Annotated in this window: 10 protein-coding genes and 1 pseudogene; 1 reads left to right on the forward strand and 10 read right to left on the reverse strand. The window is 72.9% G+C overall.

Features of this window, described 5'->3' with window-relative positions:
• Positions 1–21 precede the first annotated feature (21 nt).
• The 9 genes and pseudogenes from DWB77_RS15525 to DWB77_RS15560 form a co-directional block, all read right to left on the reverse strand.
• Complete coding sequence (locus tag DWB77_RS15525) at positions 22–1,212, reverse strand: hypothetical protein (RefSeq protein WP_120721845.1); 1,191 nt, start codon at positions 1,210–1,212, stop codon at positions 22–24.
• Positions 1,213–1,531: 319 nt separating this feature from the next.
• A complete protein-coding gene (locus DWB77_RS15530) occupies positions 1,532–3,337 on the reverse strand; it encodes a GMC family oxidoreductase (RefSeq protein ID WP_120721846.1) in 1,806 nt (601 codons plus the stop codon).
• Positions 3,338–3,384: 47 nt separating this feature from the next.
• Positions 3,385–5,013, reverse strand: coding sequence for a succinic semialdehyde dehydrogenase (locus DWB77_RS15535; protein ID WP_120721847.1), 1,629 nt, complete (start codon positions 5,011–5,013; stop codon positions 3,385–3,387).
• A gap of 167 nt (positions 5,014–5,180) precedes the next feature.
• Positions 5,181–6,824: a serine/threonine-protein kinase gene (locus DWB77_RS15540; RefSeq protein ID WP_120721848.1), complete on the reverse strand. Its 1,644-nt coding sequence runs from the start codon at positions 6,822–6,824 to the stop codon at positions 5,181–5,183.
• A gap of 78 nt (positions 6,825–6,902) precedes the next feature.
• Positions 6,903–8,450, reverse strand: a complete 1,548-nt coding sequence (locus DWB77_RS15545; protein WP_246033869.1) for a serine/threonine-protein kinase — start codon at positions 8,448–8,450, stop codon at positions 6,903–6,905.
• Between the two features lie 201 nt (positions 8,451–8,651).
• Entirely contained in the window at positions 8,652–9,272 is a 621-nt protein-coding gene (locus DWB77_RS38905) for a hypothetical protein (RefSeq protein ID WP_246033539.1), read from the reverse strand.
• A gap of 335 nt (positions 9,273–9,607) precedes the next feature.
• Positions 9,608–10,369 (reverse strand): annotated as a pseudogene (locus tag DWB77_RS38910) (serine/threonine-protein kinase); the annotation flags it as partial.
• A gap of 291 nt (positions 10,370–10,660) precedes the next feature.
• Positions 10,661–13,486: a protein kinase gene (locus DWB77_RS15555; RefSeq protein WP_120721850.1), complete on the reverse strand. Its 2,826-nt coding sequence runs from the start codon at positions 13,484–13,486 to the stop codon at positions 10,661–10,663.
• 215 nt (positions 13,487–13,701) lie between these two features.
• Entirely contained in the window at positions 13,702–16,467 is a 2,766-nt protein-coding gene (locus DWB77_RS15560; protein ID WP_216826853.1) for a serine/threonine protein kinase, read from the reverse strand.
• A 269-nt stretch (positions 16,468–16,736) separates the two neighbouring features.
• On the opposite strand from DWB77_RS15560, the gene DWB77_RS15565 reads away from it, so the two are divergent.
• On the forward strand, positions 16,737–17,870 hold the full coding sequence (locus DWB77_RS15565) for a serine hydrolase domain-containing protein (RefSeq protein WP_120727831.1): 1,134 nt from the start codon (positions 16,737–16,739) through the stop codon (positions 17,868–17,870).
• Here DWB77_RS15565 and DWB77_RS15570 read toward each other — a convergent pair.
• Positions 17,867–19,573 (reverse strand): glycerol-3-phosphate dehydrogenase/oxidase, encoded by a 1,707-nt coding sequence (locus tag DWB77_RS15570; protein WP_120721851.1) that lies wholly within the window; start codon positions 19,571–19,573, stop codon positions 17,867–17,869. The genes DWB77_RS15565 and DWB77_RS15570 overlap by 4 nt on opposite strands.
• Positions 19,574–19,789 lie beyond the last annotated feature (216 nt).

Consider the following 19,789-nt stretch of genomic DNA (forward strand, 5'->3'; position numbering starts at 1 on the left):
GGGGCTCGGGGCCGGAGTGGTTCACGTGCGGCTCAACAGGCCGCAGTTCTCCTGGCCGTTCGCGCTCAGGGGCCGGCTGCGGTCGTAGGGGTCGCTGGCGGAGCCGCTCGGGCGCGGGCCGGTGGGGGTCTCGTCGGCGAACTCGGGGTGCAGATAGCCGTCGTGCGCGTCGCAGACGGTGTTGCCGATCTGGACGTCGTACGCGGCGATCCAGAGCTTGCCGTCGGTGGCCCGGTTGACCTTCGGGTTCAGCACGGCGACGTCGAGGGTCCGGCGCACGATCGTGCGGGCCACCTCCGTGGAGCCGGGCGCCGCCTTCACCAGCGGGTAGACGAAGGTGTAGTCGGCGTGCACGGTGGCCCCGCCCCCGGGCCGCTCGGCGAGGGTCATCATGCCGCGGGTCTTGACCACGTTCCCGACGGGCACGACCTTGCGGGGGTCGAACCGGCTGAACAGCGTCAGCGGGTCGTGCTCCTTGTCCGGCTTGGCCAGCGCGGTCGTGAAGCGGTCGACGACGTCCTGCTCCAACGGGTCGATGAGGCCGAGCCCGGCCTCGGGGCGCTCGCCGCGCAGGGTCGTCGGGGACAGGTTCGACTCGATCAAAAAGGTGCGGGTGGCGGCCAGGGCCGTGGCCACGCGCTCCTTGGAGAGGCCGCCGAGAGCGGTGGCATCGGGCGCTTCGATGCCGGCGGCGCCGTCCGCGTACCGCATGGCGGGCGAGCCGCGGAACGGCTCCTTCAGGGTGGGTCGTTCGGGGTCGAAGGAGGGCGGGGCGGCGGTGGGGGTCGCGGTCTCCGCGGGCAGTGGCGCCGTGGCCGTGGACTCGGAACCGTCGTCGCCGGTCAGCAGGGACAGCGCCCTGGACGGGTTCAGGGCGACCAGCAGGACGGCCGCGGCGACGAGGATGCCGAGCACGCCCCACATGCGGCGCCTGCGTCCGGCCCGGCCGTTCCGCTCCTGCCAGGCCGGTCCGGTCCGCCAGCCCTCCGGCTCGGCCGGGCGCCGCCTGCCCCCGCGGGCGCGGGCGGCGGACTCGGCGGCCTCCTGCTCCTTGCGCAGCCGGTCGGTCACCATGCGGGCCCGCGCCGAGGGTTCCTTGGGGGCGGAGGAGCGGATGTCCCGCTCGTTGTCGCGGACGAACTGCTCCCAGATCTCGTCCGGCAGCGCGTCGTCGCCCGACGACTCCCTCGGGGTCGGCGGCTTCTCGCTCACTTCGTGTGGCCCCTCTTGACATGTCACGTGCGGCATACGCCGCGCCAGTGCTTTTCGACCTGCGGCGATCGTCGATGGTTGCCGCACGGCGGGAGTGGCGTGGATCACATAAGGATTCCGTGAAGACGGGGCAACCCTTCACAGGAGTCACAGGTCATGCATGTGGAACCAACGGGTTCGCCCGCGTTCTGTCCACGCCGGCGGGACCCGACCAGGTCTCCGCACACGCGGGAGGCGCTGCGCTCGGAGGGGGGTGCAGCGCCTCTTGTCGTCTACGGACCCGCGTCCTCCCGCGCGTCAGTGCTTCCGATTCCCGGCGTCAGTCCTGCTGCTTCGGCGGGACGGTCGGCATACCGAGGAACGGCAGCTTCAAGGCGCCGAACGCCTCCGCGGGGACCGCCGGGGACTTGGGTTCGATCGGGGCGAGGCGGACATAGGGCGCGCCCTGCGCCGGGCGGAGGTCCCGCTCCCCCTTGTTGGGCCACAGCGACATCGCGCGCTCGGCCTGCGCGGTGATCGTCAGGGAGGGGTTCACCCCGAGGTTGGCCGAGACGGCCGCGCCGTCCACGACCGAGATCCCCGGGTGCCCGTACAGCCGGTGGTACGGGTCGATCACACCGGTCTCGGCCGAGTCGCCGATCGGGCAGCCGCCCAGGAAGTGGGCGGTGAGCGGGGTGCCCATGAGCTCCCCGACGTTCGAGCCCGCGAAGCCGTTGATCTCCGCGGCGATCGCCGTCGCCCCTTCGGTGGCCGCCCGGATCTGTTTGGGGTTGGGTGCGCCGTGGCCCTGTTCGGCGGTGAGCAGCCCCTTGCCGACGCCGTCCGGCTTGAGATGGGTGGTGAGCGAATTGTCGAGTGACTGCATGACCAGGCCGATGATCGTTCGCTCGGACCAGCGGTGGTTGCTGATCGAACGCGCAAGCAGCAGGGGGTGCTTGGCCGCGTTGCCCAGCCAGTTGCGCACCCGGTTGACGCCGTAGGGCACCTGGAGGATCGACATGCTGCCCATGGCGTTCGAGCCCTTGCCGTAGCGGACCGGCTCGATGTGGGTGTTCTCGTCCGGGTGGATCGAGGAGGTGATGGCGACACCCCGGGTGAAGTCGACCCTGGGCGTGCCGTGCCGCTTGCGGTAGCGCCGGCTGGTGGTCTGCGCACCCACCAAAGCCTCGGAGTTGGTACGGGTCAGCTCGCCCAACCGCTTGGAGATGTAAGGGAGTTGACCGCTCGCCTTCATACGGTGCAGCAGGGTCTGGGTGCCGTAGGTGCCGGCCGCGATGACGACCCGGCGGGCCGTGAAGAGCCGGCCCGGGCCGTCCTTGTCGTCGGTGGGCAGGGTCGCCACGGCGTGGCCGCCGCGCGAGTCGCCGGTCACCGAGACCACGGTCGTCATGGGGTGGACGACCGCGCCCGCCTTCTCGGCGAGGTAGAGGTAGTTCTCGTTCAGGGTGTTCTTCGCGCCGTGCCGGCAGCCCGTCATGCACTCGCCGCACTCGATGCACGCCCGGCGCGAGGGACCGGCGCCGCCGAAGTAGGGATCGTCGACGGACATCCCGCGCTTGGCCTTCGCCGTGCCGTCACCGTCCTGGCCGTCGCCGAAGAAGACGCCGACCGGCGCCAGATGGAAGGTGTCGCCGACCCCCATGCGCTGGGCCGCCGCCTTGAGGTGGACGTCGGACGGCGTCATCGTCGGGTTGAGCCGCACCCCGAGCATGCGCCGCGCCTGGTCGTAGTAGGGCGCCAGCTCGTCCTGCCAGTCGGTGATGTCCTTCCACTGCGGGTCCTCGAAGAACGGCCGCGGCGGCACATAGAGGGTGTTGGCGTAGTTGAGGGAGCCGCCGCCGACCCCGGCGCCGCCCAGCACCATCACATTGCCGAGCAGATGGATGCGCTGGATGCCGTAGAGGCCGAGCTTCGGCGCCCACAGGTAGTTCTTGAGGTCCCAGGAGTTCTTGGGCAGCGTGGCCGGCGAGAAGCGGCGGCCCGCCTCCAGGACGCCGACGCGGTAGCCCTTCTCGGTGAGCCGCAGCGCCGTCACCGAGCCGCCGAAGCCCGAGCCGACCACGACGACGTCGTAGTCGTACGCGCCGTCCTCGTCCGGGTTGTGGGCTGGGGGTACCTGGGACATGGCTCTCCTCGTGCGCAGGGGCGGACTGGGCGGACCGGCTTCGGGGGCTAGCGCAGGCGCAGGGCCTTCATCGCCTTCAGGCTCCGGGTCATGAAGGCCGCGTACTTCTCGTCGTCCATGCCGAAGGCGGGGGCCAGCGGGATGAGCCGCTGCTGGGCGATGGTCTGGGCCTCGGTGTACTTGAGGATGCCCTCCGAGCCGTGCCGTCGGCCGAGCCCCGAGTCCTTCATGCCGCCCATCGGCGACTGGACACTGCCGTAGGCGGGGGCGTACCCCTCGTTGATGTTGACCGTGCCGGTGTTCAGCTTCGCCGCCACCTCGTGGCCGCGGCGCGAATCCCTGGTCCACACCGAGGAGTTGAGGCCGTAGGGCGTGGCGTTGGCCTGCTCGATCACCGCGTCCTCGTCCGTGAAGCGGTAGACCGAGACGACCGGTCCGAAGGTCTCCTCGGTGCACACCGCCATGGGTGCCTCGACGCCTTCGAGGATGGTGGGCTCGTAGAAGAGCGGGCCGATGTCGGGGCGGGCGACGCCGCCCGCGAGGAGTTTGGCGCCCTTGGCGACGGCCTCCTCGACATGGCGGGTGACGGTCTCCAACTGGCGCTCGCCGACCAGGGAGCCCATGTCCGCTCCGTACGCCAGTGAGCGACCGAGCCGCATCGCCTTCGTACGTGCGGCAAATCGATCGAGGAAGGCGTCGGCGATCGATTCGTGAACGTACAGTCGCTCGATCGATATGCAGAGCTGTCCGGCCGAGGAGAAGCAGGCCCGGACCGCGCCCGCGGCCGCCTTCTCCACATCGGCGTCGGCCAGGACCAGCATGGCGTTCTTGCCGCCCAACTCCAGGGAGACGCCCACCAGTCGGGCCGCCGCTCCTTGCGCGACCTCGCGGCCGGTGCGGGTCGAGCCGGTGAAGGAGACGTAGTCGGCGTGCTTGACGACCTCGGGGCCGACGACCGGTCCCTCACCCAGGACGACCTGGAAGACCTCGGCCGGAAGGCCCGCCTCGATCAGCAGGTCGCGCGCCCACAGGGCGGTCAGCGCGGTCTCGGTGTCGGGCTTCATCACGACGGCGTTGCCGGAGACGAACGCGGGCAGCGCGTCGCCCACCGACAGTTCGAGGGGGTAGTTCCAGGGCGCGATCTGCCCGACCACCCCGCGCGGCTGGCGCAGCTCGGTGACCTTGGTCAGGGTCGGCACGACTCCCGTGTGCCGCCGGGGCTTCAGATAGGCCGGGGCCTTGCGCCCGTAGTGGCGGGCGGCGACGGCGACGGCCTGCACCTCTTCATGGGCGTGCAGCCGGGCCTTGCCCGTCTCCAACTGGATCAGGTCGAGCACCTCGGCCTGGCGGGCGAGGACCAGGTCGTGGAAGCGGAGCAGCACGGCGGCGCGGGCGCGGACCGGCGTCGCGGCCCACTGGCACTGCGCGGTCCGGGCGCGCGCGAAGGCCTCGGCGACGTCCGCGGGCGTGGACTCGGGCAGGTCGGCCAGCTTCTCGCCGGTGAACGGGGTGTGGTTGGCGGTCCGCCCGGAGCCGGCCACACCCCGGGTGAGCTGGGCGACCAGCTGGCCCGTGACCACGTCGGCGGCGGTGCGCGCGCCTGCCGGGGCGGGGGCGACCGGGTTGGTTCCGGCGGGCGTGAGGGTGGTCGTGGGCGAGGCCTGCGAGTCCGTCATGGGGCGAGGGTATGCCCGGCGGAGCAGTTTCGGTACCCGTCGGTAACGGCTTTTCGCACCCCGGCAACCGTGCCAGCGATCACTGGCTACATAACCGCTGATCAGCGCCTTACGACTGACGACACCCTCCGGATTTACCCGTCTCGGACCGTCGGGGCGGCCCCGGACTACAGGTCGTGGATCTTCAGTCCGTCCGCGACCCGGTCGAAGAGCGCCTCGCCGTCATCGGCCGCCCTGCCCGCGGCCGGCATCGAGACGCGCAGCCGCCAGTAGGCGGTTCCCTTCCCGGGCACGAGCAGCTCGTGGTAGCGGTAGCGGGTCGGATGCGGGGCGGAGACGGCCGAGTTGGGGGTGTACTCGGTGACGATGTCGTAAGCCTTCTTGCCCTGGTGCTGGACGGTGGTGGTGGTCACCTTGCCGTCGGCGAACTCGGTGCCGTTCTGGCCGCCCTTCTCGTAGTACGCCTTCCACACCGCGGGATCCGCGGGCATCGTGTTGTTGGCCTTGTCGGTGGCCGGGTCGAGCCGGTCGGCGTAGATCCGGAAGACGGCGCTCGGGTCGTCGTAGGTGACGTTGTCGCCGCTGGTGCCCTGGGTGCGCGCGTAGTCGTCGGGAACCGTCACGTCCGCGTGCAGCACCTCGTTCTCGGGCCGCACCTGCCAGCCGTCCGGCAGGCCGCCCCCGCCGAACGGGTCCGCCACCAGCAGCACGAGTGCCGCCGCGATCGCGAGCACTGCGCCGCCGAGTCCGTACTGGGCCTTCCGGTTGCCCGCGAGGACGGGCGGCACCCAGCGGTTGCCGTCGGCCGGTGCGGAGCCCGCGAACAGCCGGGTCGCCGCGAGCGGGACCGGGGCGGGGTTGGCGGCCGGCTCCAGGGTCGCCCGGACCTCGGCGGCGCTCGGCCGGCCGGCGGGGTCCTTGCGCAGGAGCTGCATGACGAGGGTGCCGAACGCGCCGGAACCACGGGCGGGCACCTGGGGTTCGGCGGAGAGCACCGCCTGGAGGGTGGCCGGGGTGTTGCTGCGCCGGTAGGGCGACATGCCCTCGACCGCCGCGTACAGCACGACACCGAGCGACCACAGGTCGGACTCCGGACCCGGCCGCTGACCCAACACCCTTTCCGGGGCGATGAATTCGGGCGAGCCGACGAACCCGCCGGTCTCCGTCAGGCCCTGCTCCCCCTCGACCTGGGCGATGCCGAAGTCGGTGAGCACGACCCGGTCGCCGCGGCCGAGCAGCACGTTGTCCGGCTTGACGTCACGGTGCAGGACGCCCGCCTCGTGGGCCGCCGAGAGCGCGCTGAGCACCGCGAGGCCGATCCTGGCCGCCTCCCGGACGTCGAGGGTGCCCTCCTGGAGCCGGTCGGCGAGCGACTGACCGCGCACCAGCTCCATCACGATCCAGGGCTTGCCGTCCTCCATGACCACGTCGTGCACGGTGACCACACAGGGGTGGTCGATGCGGGCCGCCGCACGTGCCTCGCGCTGCATACGCAGATACACGGTGGCGCGCTCGCGCTCGCCCAAGTGGTCCGGAACCCGCGGTTCCTTGACCGCGACCTCTCGATCGACGACCTCGTCATGAGCCCGCCACACCGTGCCCATGCCACCGTGTCCGAGCCGGGCGACCAGCCGGTAACGGCCTCCGAGCAGCCGGCCGGTGCCGTCGCCCGACGGCGACTGCCCCGGTCGGAGCGGTTGCTGCTGCCGCTGCGTCGGCTCGTACGGCGTCTGCCGCGGGAGGGGAGCAACCCCCGGGGCCGGCAAGCCGTAGCTGGTGGGCTCGTTGGCCCGTCCCCCGTCGTTCGTCATGCCCACATCCTGACGAACGGCCACGCGAAGTGCCACTTCCGGCCATGTGCGGTGCACAGCCGTGACAGAAGCGCCGCCTCAGGGGCCGGGGCGGAACGAGTCGAGTGCGGTGTCGAAGGTGCGCTTGGCCTCGTCGAGGCGGCTGACCGGCGCCGACACCCACACGTCGTACATCCGGCCGAAGTCGTCCCAGCACACGTCGAAGGTGTGCCGGGGGCCCTCGGCCCGGGTGAAGCCGTTCCAGGTGAACTCCCACAGGGCCGCGTCCCGCCCGTGGTGGGTGGTCGCGGTGACCTTGCCCTCGCGGTAACCGGGGTTGCTGAGCGGCCCGTTGGCCGCGGCGAGCTTCATGACACCGAGCGGGCCGCCGGTGACCGCGTTCTGTAGCCGGACGCCGACCCTGACGGCGCCGCCTGGCGACTCGTAGAAGACGCGCTGGGTGTCGGTACTGCGGACGTACCCGTCGGGCAGCGCGAGCGCGAAGCCGTTCGGGTCCCGTACGAAGTGGAAGCCGGCCGGCACCGGCGGCGGCTGCCTGGGCGGTGGCGGCGGCGGGGGCTGGGGCGGGGGTTGGAAGGCCGCCGTCACCGCCGTGCTCGGCGCGGGGTGCTCCGCGGCGGACCGATCCGTTCCGGTCCCATGGAACGCCAGGACCGCGAGCGCCGCGCCCGCCCCGGCCAGCACGATCACCAGGGCGGCCCCCACGAGCACACCCCGGGCCCGCCAGGGGCGTGCGAGGGGGCTCGGGGAGGTGACCGGGGTCGCGGGCGGCGCGTCGACCGGGTCCGTGCCGGCCGGCGGGCCGCCGCCCCGGGGCGCGTCGGAGACGACGCGCTCGGTCGGCACATGGCGCGGGCTCGGGGTGCTGCCCGTCGCGGCGAACGTCCGCAGCAGCGTCTCCGCCTCGACCGCGCCGAGCCGCTGCGCCGGGTCGCGCTCCAGCAGTCCGTGGACCACGGGGAGCAGCGGGCCCGCGGCCGTGGGCGGGCGGATCTCGTCGAGGACGACGGCGTGCAGAACACCGCCCAACGAGTCGCGGTGGAAGGGGGATTCGCCGCTGAGGGCGGCACACAGGAGCGCGCCGAGCGACCACAGGTCGGACTCGGGTCCCGCGCCCGCCCCCTGCATCCGCTCGGGCGCGGTGTACTCGGGTGAGCCGACGAAGGCGCCCTCTTCGCTGATCGTCGAGGTGCCCGGCACCTGGGCGATGCCGAAGTCGGTGAGCACCACCCGCCCGCTGTCCTGCTCGATCAGGACGTTGGCGGGCTTGAGGTCGCGGTGCAGTACGCCCCGGGCGTGTGCGGTGGCGAGCGCGCCGAGGAGCGCGACCCCGATGCGGGCGGCCTCCCGTACCTCGACGGGCCCGGCGGAGGCGAGCCGGTCGGCGAGCGATCCGCCGTCGACGAGCTCCATCACGATGTAGGAGCGCCTGGCGCCGAACGCCGTGTCGGGCTCGGTCTCCTCGACGACGTCGTGCACGACGATCACATGGGGGTGCTTGATCTGGGCGACCGCGCGCGCCTCGCGCAGCGCGGCGGTGGCGGGCGCACCGCCTTCGAGGTGCAGCTCCTTGACGGCGACATGCCGGCCGAGCAGTTCGTCGTGTGCGCGCCAGACCGTGCCCATGCCGCCCCGGCCGAGCCGTCCGCCGAGCCGGTAACGCCCGGCCACCAAGCGGGAGTTGGCGCGGTCCTGAGGTCCGTTCGGATCCTGCTCTGCTGTGGGCACCGGGTTCCCCCTCGATCTCCCCCGCATGCGTGCAGGGTTCATCATGCCGCACCCGGGGCGGGCTCCGGCGGCGTTCGCCGCAGGCGGTGGCGGGGCCGGTCAGCCGCCGGTGGCGGGGGTGGGCTGCCAGCCCTGGAGCACCGTGTCGAACTGCTGGCGGGTGGTCGCCCAGTCCTCGTCGGGGCCCGACATGTAGAGCGCGTACTCGGGCTTGCCGCCGTCCCCGTAATACATCTGGTCGATGGCGTGCCGCTTGCCGGGGAAGTCCTGCTTCTCCACGTAGGTGAACTCCCACAGGGACGACTTCACCTGGTCCCGGAAGGTGTTGCTGTGCAGGGTGACCCGCTTGTACTGGGGCAGCCGGTCCTTGAGCGACTTCTCCATGTTGAGCATGTGCATGTACGGGTTCTCGAAGTCCGGCACCTTGTCAACGCTGATCCGGATGCGGTGCTTGCCGTTGTCCGGGGTGTAGTCGATCTCGGTGCCGTCCAGCTGGCGCTTCCAGCCCTTGGGGACGAGCAGGCTGAAGCCGGCCTTGTCGTTGACGCGCTGCCAGCCGGCCGGCACCGACCCGTCGCCCTCGTCGGTCGACCCGGACCCGGAGGGGGTGGGCCGGGGGGAGGCGCCGCCACCCGTGGTGCCCGAACCCCCCTTGTGCTCCTGGTACTTCATGAACGCGAACCCGGTGCCCACCCCGACCACGGCCGCCAGCACGACCACCAGCGCCACGGTCCGCCAGCGGCGGCTGCGCGGGGCCGGCCGGTGCGCGGGTTCCGGCCCGGGGCGCGCGGGGGCGGATGCGGGGTGGTGTGCCGCTCGGTGGGCCCGGTCGGCGACGAGACGGCGGCGCGGGTGTCCCGCTCGGCGGGGTGCGGCGTCGGTGCCGGGGGCGGGTCGATCTCGCTGTCCCGCCCGTCGAAGGGCCGCCCCTCGGGGGATCGCCCGTCGAAGGACTGCCCTTCGAAGGATCGCCTTTCGAAAGACCGCCCTTCGAAAGATCGCTCTTCGAAGGAGCCGCGCTCCGGGGTGCGTCCCTCCAGGAGGCGCCCCTCCACGGACCGCCCCTCCAGGGCGTCGAGGAACATTCGCTCGGCCTCCGCGGCCGAAGGGCGCTGCTGCGGGTCCTTGCGCAGCAGCGCGACGATCACGGGGGCCAGCGCTCCGGCCCGGTCCGGCGCGGGAGGCTCCTCGGCCACCACGGCCTGCATGGTGGAGATCGGCGAGTCCCGGCGGAACGGCGACTCGCCCTGCACCGCCGCGTACAGGGTGGCGCCGAGCGACCACAGGTCGGAGGCGGGGCCCGGGTGGGCGCCCTGGACGCGCTCGGGTGCCAGGTAGTCGATGGAACCGACGAGTTCGCCGGTCTTGGTGATGGCGACGTCACCCTCGATGGCGGCGATCCCGAAGTCCGTGAGCAGCACCTGGCCATTGCTCGCGAGCAGCACGTTGCCCGGCTTGACGTCGCGGTGCAGCACCCCGGCGGCGTGGGCGGCGCGCAGCGCGCCGAGCACATGGAGACCGATGCGGGCGGCCTCGCGGGCCTCGACGCGGTGGCCGTCGGCGGCCTTGACGGCGTCGGCGAGCGAGGGCCCGTCGACGTACTGCATGACGATCCAGGGCCGGTTGTCGTGGTCGAGGACGTCGTGCACGGTGACCACACCGGGGTGGGTGATACGGGCGGCGGCGCGGGCTTCCTTCTGCGTGCGCGCGTGCAGCACCGCCCGGTCGGCCTCGGCGACGTACAGGGCGGCGGTGAGTTCCTTCACGGCGACGGTGCGGTGCAGGACCTCGTCGTGGGCACGCCAGACCTTGCCCATGCCGCCGCGGCCTATCGCGTCACCGAGCCGATAGCGTCCGGCGAGGAGCACTCCCGCGCCGGAGCCGCTCGTGCTGTGAGTGTTTTCCACGTCCCCCGCCCGACCAGACTTTCCTTCGAAGTCAGATTACGGAGCGGAATCCGGCCAGGGAACCTCGGGGCACCCAACCGTGACCATATGGACCGTCGGTCCCGCGTCGATCAGGACCCGCGCCCCCGCACCCGACCGTGCATACCCGCCGAATCCCGTACGGGCAGGGCGATTTCGGTGACTCCGCAGCGTGACCGTTCGTCAGCGGGTGACCCGGTAGCCGCCGGTCGCCTGCCCGAAGATCTCTGTCACCTTGTCACGTTGGGACTCGGGGCCGATGACCTGGACCACGTGATACCGGCCGGCGACGATCATGGCGAGATTGCGTACGTATACCTGCCGTCCGCTGCTGTCGCGCCAGGTGAACTGGCCCTCGGCCATGGACTGCTGTCCGACGTCGATGCGCCGCAGACCGCTGGAGGTGGACCAGCTGGAGGTGCGGAACGGCTGAAGTTCGCGTTCCTTGTCGGCCTGGTAGGCCAGCGGGTCCGAGCCGTTGTCCCGCACCGCGTCCCGGCCCGGGACGACGATCAGGGTGAAGTCGCCCCCCACATACCGGACTTGCCCGGCATCGTTCATCGGCTGCCGCTGCCAGCTCTTGTCGACGCCGACCTGGAAGCCCTCGGGGTCCTTGCGCACGGCGTACCCGGCGGCCGTGCTGGGGCTCGGGCCGCCGGGCCCGGTGGTCTGCGTCTGCTGGGAGGGCGGTGTGCCGCCGGGCGTGGGCGCCGGGGAGTCGCCGGGCCCCGCGCCGGGACTCGACTGTCCGCTGGGGCGGGGCGGGGTGGCGCTGCCCGCGTTCTGCCCCGGATCGGAACGGGGCATGAAGAACAGGGCGTACGCGACCGCCCCGGCCAGCAGGAACAGGATCAGCACGAGCAGCAGCCGGCCGAGCGACCTCGGGCCCCGGCTCCGCGGCGCCGCCTGGCGGTGGCGGTGGCGGCCGTGCTCGGTCGGCGGGGTGACGGCCACCGCGGCGGGCCGCCGTCTGCGGCGCACGAGTTCGCCCCGGCGGCGCAGGATGGGGAGCCGCTTGGCGTCGGGGACCATCAGCGGGGTGATGCGGGTGCCCGCGTCGGGCTCCGGCGCGGAGCGCACCAGGGAGCGCAGCCAGCCGCGCAGCTCCTCGAACTCCGGCCGCTCGGTGGGGTCCTGGCGCAGCAAGGACTCCACGACGGGCCGCAGCGGACCGCACTCCTCGGCGAACGCGGGTGGCTCCGCGCACACCATCTGGACGAGTTCGGCCGCGCTCTCCTCGGGGTAGGGGGCGTGGCCCTGCACCGCGCGGAACATCAGCGCGCCCAGCGCCCACAGATCGGTGGCGGGGCCGATCGGCGGGGCGAGCCGCCAGTTCTCGTGTATGGGCCCGGCCTGTTCGGGCGACCAGCGCTCGGTGACCGCGCCGACGACGGCGATCCGGGTGTGCCGGGCCCGTTCGGCGGCGAGCCGGTTGGCCGGGCCCCGGTAGGGGGCGCCCGGGTGGCCCGAGGGGTCGGCGGGGGCCGGGCGGCGCTCCGGCGCGGGCGCCCGTTCGCGCGCCGGGACGGGCGGCGGGGCGCTGGGGTGAGGCCGGCGCTGGGAGTCCGCCCGGAAGGCGTCGGCCCGAAACCCGGGCGGCAGCGCGGGTGTCCTGGGCGCGGGCGTATGGCCCGAACTGCCGTGCTCACGAGCCGAGTTAGGGCCGGACGACGTGTTGGGCGTACGGCTCTCGTCCCGCTGGTCCCGTTCGTCCCGCTCGGCCCGCTGGTCCCGCTCGGCCCGCTCGGCCCACTGCTCCCGCTCGGCCCGCTGGTCCCGTTCGTCCTGCTCGGCTCGCTGGTCCCACTCGGCCCGCTCGTCCCCCGGGCCCGGCGCCTCCTGTCGGGGGGCCGAGGTGGCGGGGCGCGGCACCCAGCGCCCGGTCACCGGGTCGTACTGGCGACGGGTGCGGCCCGAGTCGGGGCCCTGGTCGTCGGCGTAGGGGCTGGCGGTCGCGCCGCCCGCGACCCGCACCCCGAGCACGGGGTCGTACATGCTCTGGTCGGCGCGGCCGTTCCCGCCCTCCGGCTCGGGGGGCGGTGCGGTTCCGGGGCCCGGTCGCTGGGCCGGGAGGGAGGCGTCCGTGCCGGTGCGGGTCGCGGCCCTGGCGCCCGCGCGGTACGCGGCGACGACCCCGGCGCGCGCGGCGGCTCCGGGCGGCAGGGCGGACCCGGGCGAAGGGGCGGATCCGGGCGAAGGGGCGGGCCCGGGCTGGGCGGGGGGTCGCGGTTCGGGTCGGCCCGGTGAAGTCGCCCCCGGCTCGGCCTCGTTGAAGCCGTCCGACGCCGGAGGCGGAGCGTCGCCGAACCCGTCACCGTCCGGCGGGAGCGGTGCGGGGGCGTACCCGCACAGCGCCTCCTCGGCGGCCCCCGCCGCTAGGCCGGTCAGCACGACCCGGCCGTCGTCGCATATCAACACCGTGCGGGCGGTGATGTTGCGGTGCGTCCAGCCGTGCGCGTGCAGCACCGCCAGCGCGGTCAGCACGTCGGAGGCGACCTCCGCCGCGCGGAACGGGTTCATCGGCCGTTCGGCGAGCAGCGCCGACAGCGGCCGGGCGGCGATGAGTTCGCTGACGATCCACAACGAGCCGTCCTGCGCGAACACGTCGAAGACCTGGTCGAGGCGGGGGTGATCGGGGATCTGGGCCGCCGCCTGGGCCGCCTCCACGGCCCGGCGCACGGCGGGGTCGGCGGGGCGCCGCGTGGTGCGCCCATAGCCGGGCGCACCGCCGTAACCGGAGCCGCGGCCGTAACCGGGGTCGCCGCCGTACTGGGCCTCGTCGCCCGCGCCGGATCCGCCGCCGCGCATATAGGCGTCCGGGGTGCCGTAGGCGTCGTCGTCGTCGAGCACCTCGGCGTCGACGACCTCGGGCAACGGGACCTGGCGGACGAGGACTTCCTGTCCGCTGTAGGTGTCAAAGGCACGGGTCTCGACGAGGTCGAAGCTGTCCTCGGGGGCAAACGGCAGCCGATAGCGGTCGGCGAGCACCCGACCCGCATAGTCGTCCACGACGCCTCCCCACAGCGCGCTGTTCCCCCGGACCCGGCTCTCGGCCCCGCACAACGCGTCAATTCCGGTCGATTTCCGGCCCATTGTGGCTGCGTACGGTCCGCGAGCTCTCACGATACGTGGCCACGCCGGATCGTGCCCCGGGGATACCCGTTTCCCCGGAGGCGCCCCCGTAACCCGTGCCGAAGCAGGTTCAGGTGTGCGTCGAGGGAGGGTCAGGCGGGCTGGAAGGTGGCGAAGAGCGCGGCCAGGGTCTGCTGGGTCTCCGGCTTCGACCAGTCCTCGTCCTTGGCCGAGAACATGATTCCGTAGCCCTGGCTCATGCTGACGACGAAGCCCCGGTCCACCGAGTGGTACCTGGCTCCGCTGTCTTTGTCGTCGTAGGTGAACTCCCAGTCGGCCGCGAGCCAGCCCCGGTAGGTCACCGCGGCTATCTTCACCCGCTTGTAGCCGGGCCTGGTCATGGACGACTCCTGGTTCGTCCAGTCCTGCACCGGGTTCTTCTTGGGGCTGTCGGTCCAACCGATCAGCAGGCGCTGCCCGTTGGGCCCGCTGAAGCGGACTCCCGCGTCACCGGTCGAGGTGTACGACCAGCCCGCGGGCAGTCCTATGGAGAAACCCTGGCTGGACTTGTAGGGGGTGGTGGCGGGTGCGCCCGTGGCGCTGCCGTTGCCGCCGTTGCCGGTGCCCGTGCCGTCGCCGGTGCCGTTGGCGTCGCCCTTGCCGTCGGCCTGTCCGCTCGACGCGTTCTGGCCCGAGGGGGTGCTCCCGCCGCCGGACGGCTGCTGGCTTCCGGTGCCCTTCTTGCTGCTCGCCGCCGAACCGCCGGCGGCGGGGCCGCTGGAGGCCGCCTTGTCGCCGCCGGACTTGTTGGCGTTCTCGTCGTCCCCGCCGAGGGTGAGGGCGAGCACCGTGCCGAGTATGGCGAGCGCCGCGACCACCGCGATGATCACCAGGGTGCGGCGCGGCACGACATCGGTGAGCGGCGCCCGCGGCGGCGGCACGGGCCCGGACGGCGATCCCGACGGCGAGCCGGACCTGGACCGCGGTGCGGGCACCACCTTGGAGCGCCCGTCCCGCGCCTCGCGGGCACCCTGCGCCTTCACCTTGGCCTCGGCCGCCGCGTTCCGTACGGACTTGAGCGCGCCGCGCATCCGCTCGGCGGCCACGTCGGCCTTGGGCTCACCGGGCAGCGGCGGCAGCGGAACGACCCGGGTCGCCTCGGGCGAGACCGGTTCCGGCACGGCCGCCGGACGCTCCGGGGCGTTGAGCACCGCGGTGAGCATCTTGCGGGCCGCGGTGTTGTCGAGCCGCTGCGCCGGGTCCTTGGCGAGCAGCCCGTAGATGACCTGCTCAAGGAGCGGGCCCGCGTTCTTGGGCGGATCGACCGGCTCGGTCATCACCGCGGTGAGCGTCGCGATCGCCGAGCCCTTGTCGTACGGCGGCACGCCTTCCACGCACGCGTACAGGAGCCCGCCGAGCGACCAGAGGTCGGCGGCCGGGCCGGGCTTGTGGCCGCGGGCCCGCTCGGGCGAGATGTACGAGGGCGCGCCGACCAGCATGCCGGTGGAGGTGATGGAGGGGTCGCCCTCCACCTGGGCGATGCCGAAGTCGGTCAGCACGACCCGGCCGTCCTCGGCGATCAGCACGTTGGACGGCTTGACGTCGCGGTGCAGGATGCCTTCCCGGTGCGCGGAACGCAGCACGTCCAGGATGGCGAGCCCCACCTCGGCGGCCCGTCGGGGCGTCAGGGTGCCGTCCTCGCGCACGGCTTCGGCGAGCGACTTGCCCTCGACGAGTTCCATGACGATCCAGGGCCGGTCGTCCTCGTCCACCACGTCGTAGACGGTCACGGCCGCGGTGTTGCGGATCCGGGCGATCGCCTTGGCCTCACGCAGGGTGCGGGTGATGAGCCGGCGCTTCTCGTCGTCGTCGATGCTGGAGGGGAAGCGGAGTTCCTTGACGGCGACGGTCCGTCCGAGCGTCTCGTCGACGGCTCGCCACACGGTCCCCATGCCGCCCCGCCCGAGCACGCCACCGAGCCGATACCGCCCGGCGAGCAACCGCCCTTCCCCACCACCGGCGGCGGGGCCGCCCTTCGTGTCGGCGGAGCTGGTGGCCGACTTGGCGGGGGCGGGGGCGGGACCGGGGGTCGGCGTGCCAGCCGGGGTGGAACGCTTGGCGTCGGCAACGGGCTTGGCGTCGGCGGAAGTGGGGGCCGGCTTCGCGTCCTCGACGTTCGGCGCCGACTTGGCGTCGGCGGACTTGGAGGCCGCCTTGGCGCCGGGCTTGGCGCTCGGCTTCGCGATGGAGACGGCGGGCTTGGCGTCCGTAACGGGCTTGGCGTCGGCGGCCGATGCCCGCGGCTTCGCGTCCTCCTCCACCTTCGGGGCCGACTTCGGGGCCGGCTTGGCGTCCTCGACCTTCGAGATCGGCCCGGCGTCCTCGACCTTCGGGGACGGCTTGGCGTCCTCGACCTTCGGGGCCGGCTTGGCGTCCTCGACCTTCGGGGCCGGCTTGGCGTCCTCGGCCTTCGAGGTCGGCTTGGCTTCGGCGGCCCGGGAGCCCGACTTGGGCTCGGCGGCCGGGTTGTCCTGCCGAGCGCGCGATGCCGCACCGGCGGGCTTGGCCACGGACGTCCGAGGGTCCGCCTTCTCTCCGGACGCGCCCGCACCGGCCTTCGCACCCCCGGCCGAGGAGCCCGACGTGGACGTCGGGGAAGCCGCGTCCCGCCCGGCACCGGACGGCTCACCCGCACCGCGCTTCGCCACCGCGTCACCCGTGTCGTCGGGCTCGGCGTCGGGGCCGGGCTCGGTGGCCCGGGCCGAACGGCCGGCCGGGGCCACGGCGTCCGCCGTGTCCGCCGGGCGTCGCCCGGACTTCGTGCCCGCCTCGTCCGAGGCGGACTCGGCGGGCGTCGACGACGCCTCCGGTTCCCGCTCGTCCCGCTGGGGTTCCCGCGACTGCTCCGCCTGCGACATGCGTCCCCTCTGCGATTCCTGATCTTCGCCCGCGCCGGCCTCGGCCCGCGGCCCGCCGCGACCTGCCCTCGTGGAGGCGGCCCGGCTCACCGCTCCGACCTGTTTGTCCTGCCGGGTGCCCGACCGCGCCGGAGCCGTTGTCGAACCCGGCGTCCGCACGAGGCCCGTAACCCGCCCTGGCAGAGCCCCCATTGTCCCTCACGCCAGGACCGATGATGGTCCCGGGTCCGCCGTCCGCCAAGATGGCTCCGAAGGAAGGGAAGCCCGCCATGCCGACGCTCCGGGCCCCGCTCGTCGCAGCGCTGGCCACGACGCTCTGTGTCCTCGGCACGGCCGTGCCGCCCGGCGAACCGGCCCCCTCCGCCGTACGCACCGCGCTGGCCCGCCTCGTCACCGCCGGGGGCGCCCCGGGTGCCGCACTGCTCGGCGAGGACCCGTCCGGCACCCGGTACCGCACCGCGGGCGCGACCCTCGGCCGGGACGACCACTTCCGCGCGGGCAGCGTCACCAAGTCGTTCGTGGCCACCGTCGTGCTCCAACTGGCCGCCGAGGGCAGGCTGGGGCTCGATGACACCGTGGAGCGGTATCTGCCCGGGCTCGTGCGCGGGCACGGCAACGACGGCCGCCACCTCACCCTGCGCTCCCTGCTCTCCCACACCAGCGGTCTCTTCAACTACACGGCGGACACCACCGTTCCGGTTCCCGTCACCGCCGATGAAGTCATCCGCACCGCGCTCGCCCACTCCCCCGGGCGCCCGGGCAGGTACTCCTACGCCAACACCAACTACGTGCTGCTCGGCCTGATCATCGAGGCCGTCACCGGCCACCCCTACGCCGTCGAAGCCCAACGTCGCATCCTCACCCCCCTCCATCTCACCGGCACCTCCTTCCCCGGAGCCCGCACCCACCTACCCGAACCCCACAGCCGCGCCTACACGCCCGACGGCCGGGACGTCACCGACCTCGATCCGCGCCAAGCGGGCGCCTCCGGCGAACTGATCTCGACCCTCGCCGATCTCAGCCGTTTCTACGCGGCCCTCCTCGGTGGCGCCCTGCTGCCTCCGGCCCAGCGTCGCGAACTGCTCGACACCACCGCCACCCTGGGCGTGTACGGCCTCGGCGTCTACCCCCAGCGCCTCGACTGCGGTCTGACGGTGTGGGGGCACAACGGCCACATCGCGGGCAGTTTCGTACGCGCCGCCACCACCTCCGACGGCCGCCACACCCTCGTCTTCCGCGTCAATACCGATGCCCTCACCGACCCCTCCCTCGAACTCGCGCTCCTCGACGCGGAGTTCTGCCCGAAATCGGGCGCCCTATCCGCATCCGCGGCCCCGCCCGCGCCCGTACCTCCGTCCAGGTCCGTGCCCCCGCCCGCGCCCGGGTCCTCCCCCGCGCGCTAGACCGGGGCGATGTCGGGCGCCCCGAGCCGGGCCGCGTCCGCCGTCAGGTCGTCGGGCTGGCGCTGCGACTCCCGCTCCGCCTCCACCCGCTTCTCGTAGTGCTCCACCTCCTTCTCGATCTGCTTGGTGTCCCAGCCGAGCACCGGCGCCATCAGTTCCGCGCACTCGCGAGCCGATCGCGTACCCCGGTCGAAGGTTTCGATCGAGATGCGGGTACGCCGCGTCAGTACGTCGTCGAGGTGGCGGGCCCCTTCGTGTGAGGCGGCGTAGACGATCTCGGCGCGCAGATAGTCCTCCGCGGCGGCGAGCGGCTCGCCGAGCGAGGGGTCGGCGGTGATCAGCTCCAAGAGGTCCTCGGCCATCGAGCCGTACCGGTTCAACAGGTGTTCCACGCGCACCACATGGAGCCCGGTCCTGGCCGCGATCCTGGCCCGGGTGTTCCACAGCGCCTTGTACCCCTCGGCGCCGAGCAGCGGGATGTCCTCGGTGACGCACTCCGCCACCCGCTGGTCGAGCGCGTGCACCGCCTCGTCGACGGCGTCCTTCGCCATCACCCGGTACGTCGTGTACTTGCCGCCCGCCACGACCACGAGCCCCGGCACCGGATGCGCGACGGTGTGCTCGCGCGAGAGCTTGCTGGTGGCGTCGGACTCCCCAGCGAGCAGCGGCCGCAGACCGGCGTACACCCCCTGGACGTCGTCCCGGGTGAGCGGCACCGCGAGGACCGAGTTGACGTGTTCCAGGAGGTAGTCGATGTCGGCGCTGGAGGCGGCCGGGTGCGCCTTGTCGAGGTCCCAGTCGGTGTCGGTGGTGCCGATGATCCAGTGCCGGCCCCAGGGGATGACGAAGAGCACGGACTTCTCGGTGCGCAGGATCAGGCCGGTGTTCGAGTGGATGCGGTCCTTGGGCACCACCAAATGGATGCCCTTCGAGGCCCGTACGTGGAACTGTCCCCTCTCCCCGATCAGCGCCTGGGTGTCGTCGGTCCACACGCCCGTCGCGTTCACCACCTGCTTGGCGCGGACCTCGTACTCCCCGCCCGCCTCGCCGTCCTGCACCCGGGCACCGACGACGCGCTCGCCCTCGCGCAGGAAGCCCACCACCCGGGCCCGGTTGGCGACCTGGGCTCCGTACGCGGCGGCGGTGCGCACCAGGGTGGTCACATAACGGGCGTCGTCCATCTGCGCGTCGTAGTACTGCAAGGCCCCCACCAGCGCGTCCTTCTTCAACGCGGGGGCGACGCGCAGCGCGTGGCGCCGACTCAGGTGACGGTGTGTCGGCAGGCCCCGGCCATGGCCCGACGACACGGACATGGCGTCGTAGAGCGCGACGCCCGATCCCGCGTACAGCCGCTCCCAGCCCTTGTGCTGCAACGGGTAGAGGAACGGAACCGGCTTCACCAGATGTGGCGCGAGCCGTTCGAGCAGCAGCCCGCGCTCCTTCAGCGCTTCCCGTACGAGGGCGAAGTCGAGCATTTCCAGATAGCGGAGCCCGCCGTGGATCAGCTTGCTGGAGCGGCTGGAGGTGCCCGACGCCCAGTCCCGCGCTTCGACCAGACCGGTGGCCAGGCCTCTGGTCGCCGCGTCGAGCGCCGTGCCCGCGCCGACCACCCCCGCGCCCACGACCAGCACGTCCAGTTCGCGTTCGGCCATGGCGGCGAGCGCCTGTGCGCGCTGCTCGGGTCCCAGTGTCGCTGTCCTCACGGCTTGCCTCCCGTGGATCGGGGTGGTCCGCGGGCCGGGTGGTCCGGCTCACACCCTCGATTCTGGACGGGACCACCGACATCGGCCACCGCCTGTGGACAACACTCGGCTTGCCGGGTCGGCACAATGCCGCATATCAGTCATATTTCCTCTTAGTCTGACATTCAGCACGCCCATTCTGTCCACAGGGCTTGCGTCCCCTGTCACCTCCGGCTA

This window comes from Streptomyces hundungensis (assembly GCF_003627815.1).
GTDB classification, from domain to species: Bacteria; Actinomycetota; Actinomycetes; order Streptomycetales; family Streptomycetaceae; genus Streptomyces; species Streptomyces hundungensis_A.

Excerpts from the sequence above, each read along its gene's own strand:
- DWB77_RS15530 (WP_120721846.1), bottom strand. The coding sequence starts at position 3,337 with ATGTCCCAGGTACCCCCAGCCCACAACCCGGACGAGGACGGCGCGTAC.
- DWB77_RS15535 (WP_120721847.1), bottom strand. The coding sequence starts at position 5,013 with ATGACGGACTCGCAGGCCTCGCCCACGACCACCCTCACGCCCGCCGGA.
- DWB77_RS15540 (WP_120721848.1), bottom strand. The coding sequence starts at position 6,824 with ATGACGAACGACGGGGGACGGGCCAACGAGCCCACCAGCTACGGCTTG.
- DWB77_RS15545 (WP_246033869.1), bottom strand. The coding sequence starts at position 8,450 with ATGGGCACGGTCTGGCGCGCACACGACGAACTGCTCGGCCGGCATGTC.
- DWB77_RS15560 (WP_216826853.1), bottom strand. The coding sequence starts at position 16,467 with ATGTCGCAGGCGGAGCAGTCGCGGGAACCCCAGCGGGACGAGCGGGAA.
- DWB77_RS15565 (WP_120727831.1), top strand. The coding sequence starts at position 16,737 with ATGCCGACGCTCCGGGCCCCGCTCGTCGCAGCGCTGGCCACGACGCTC.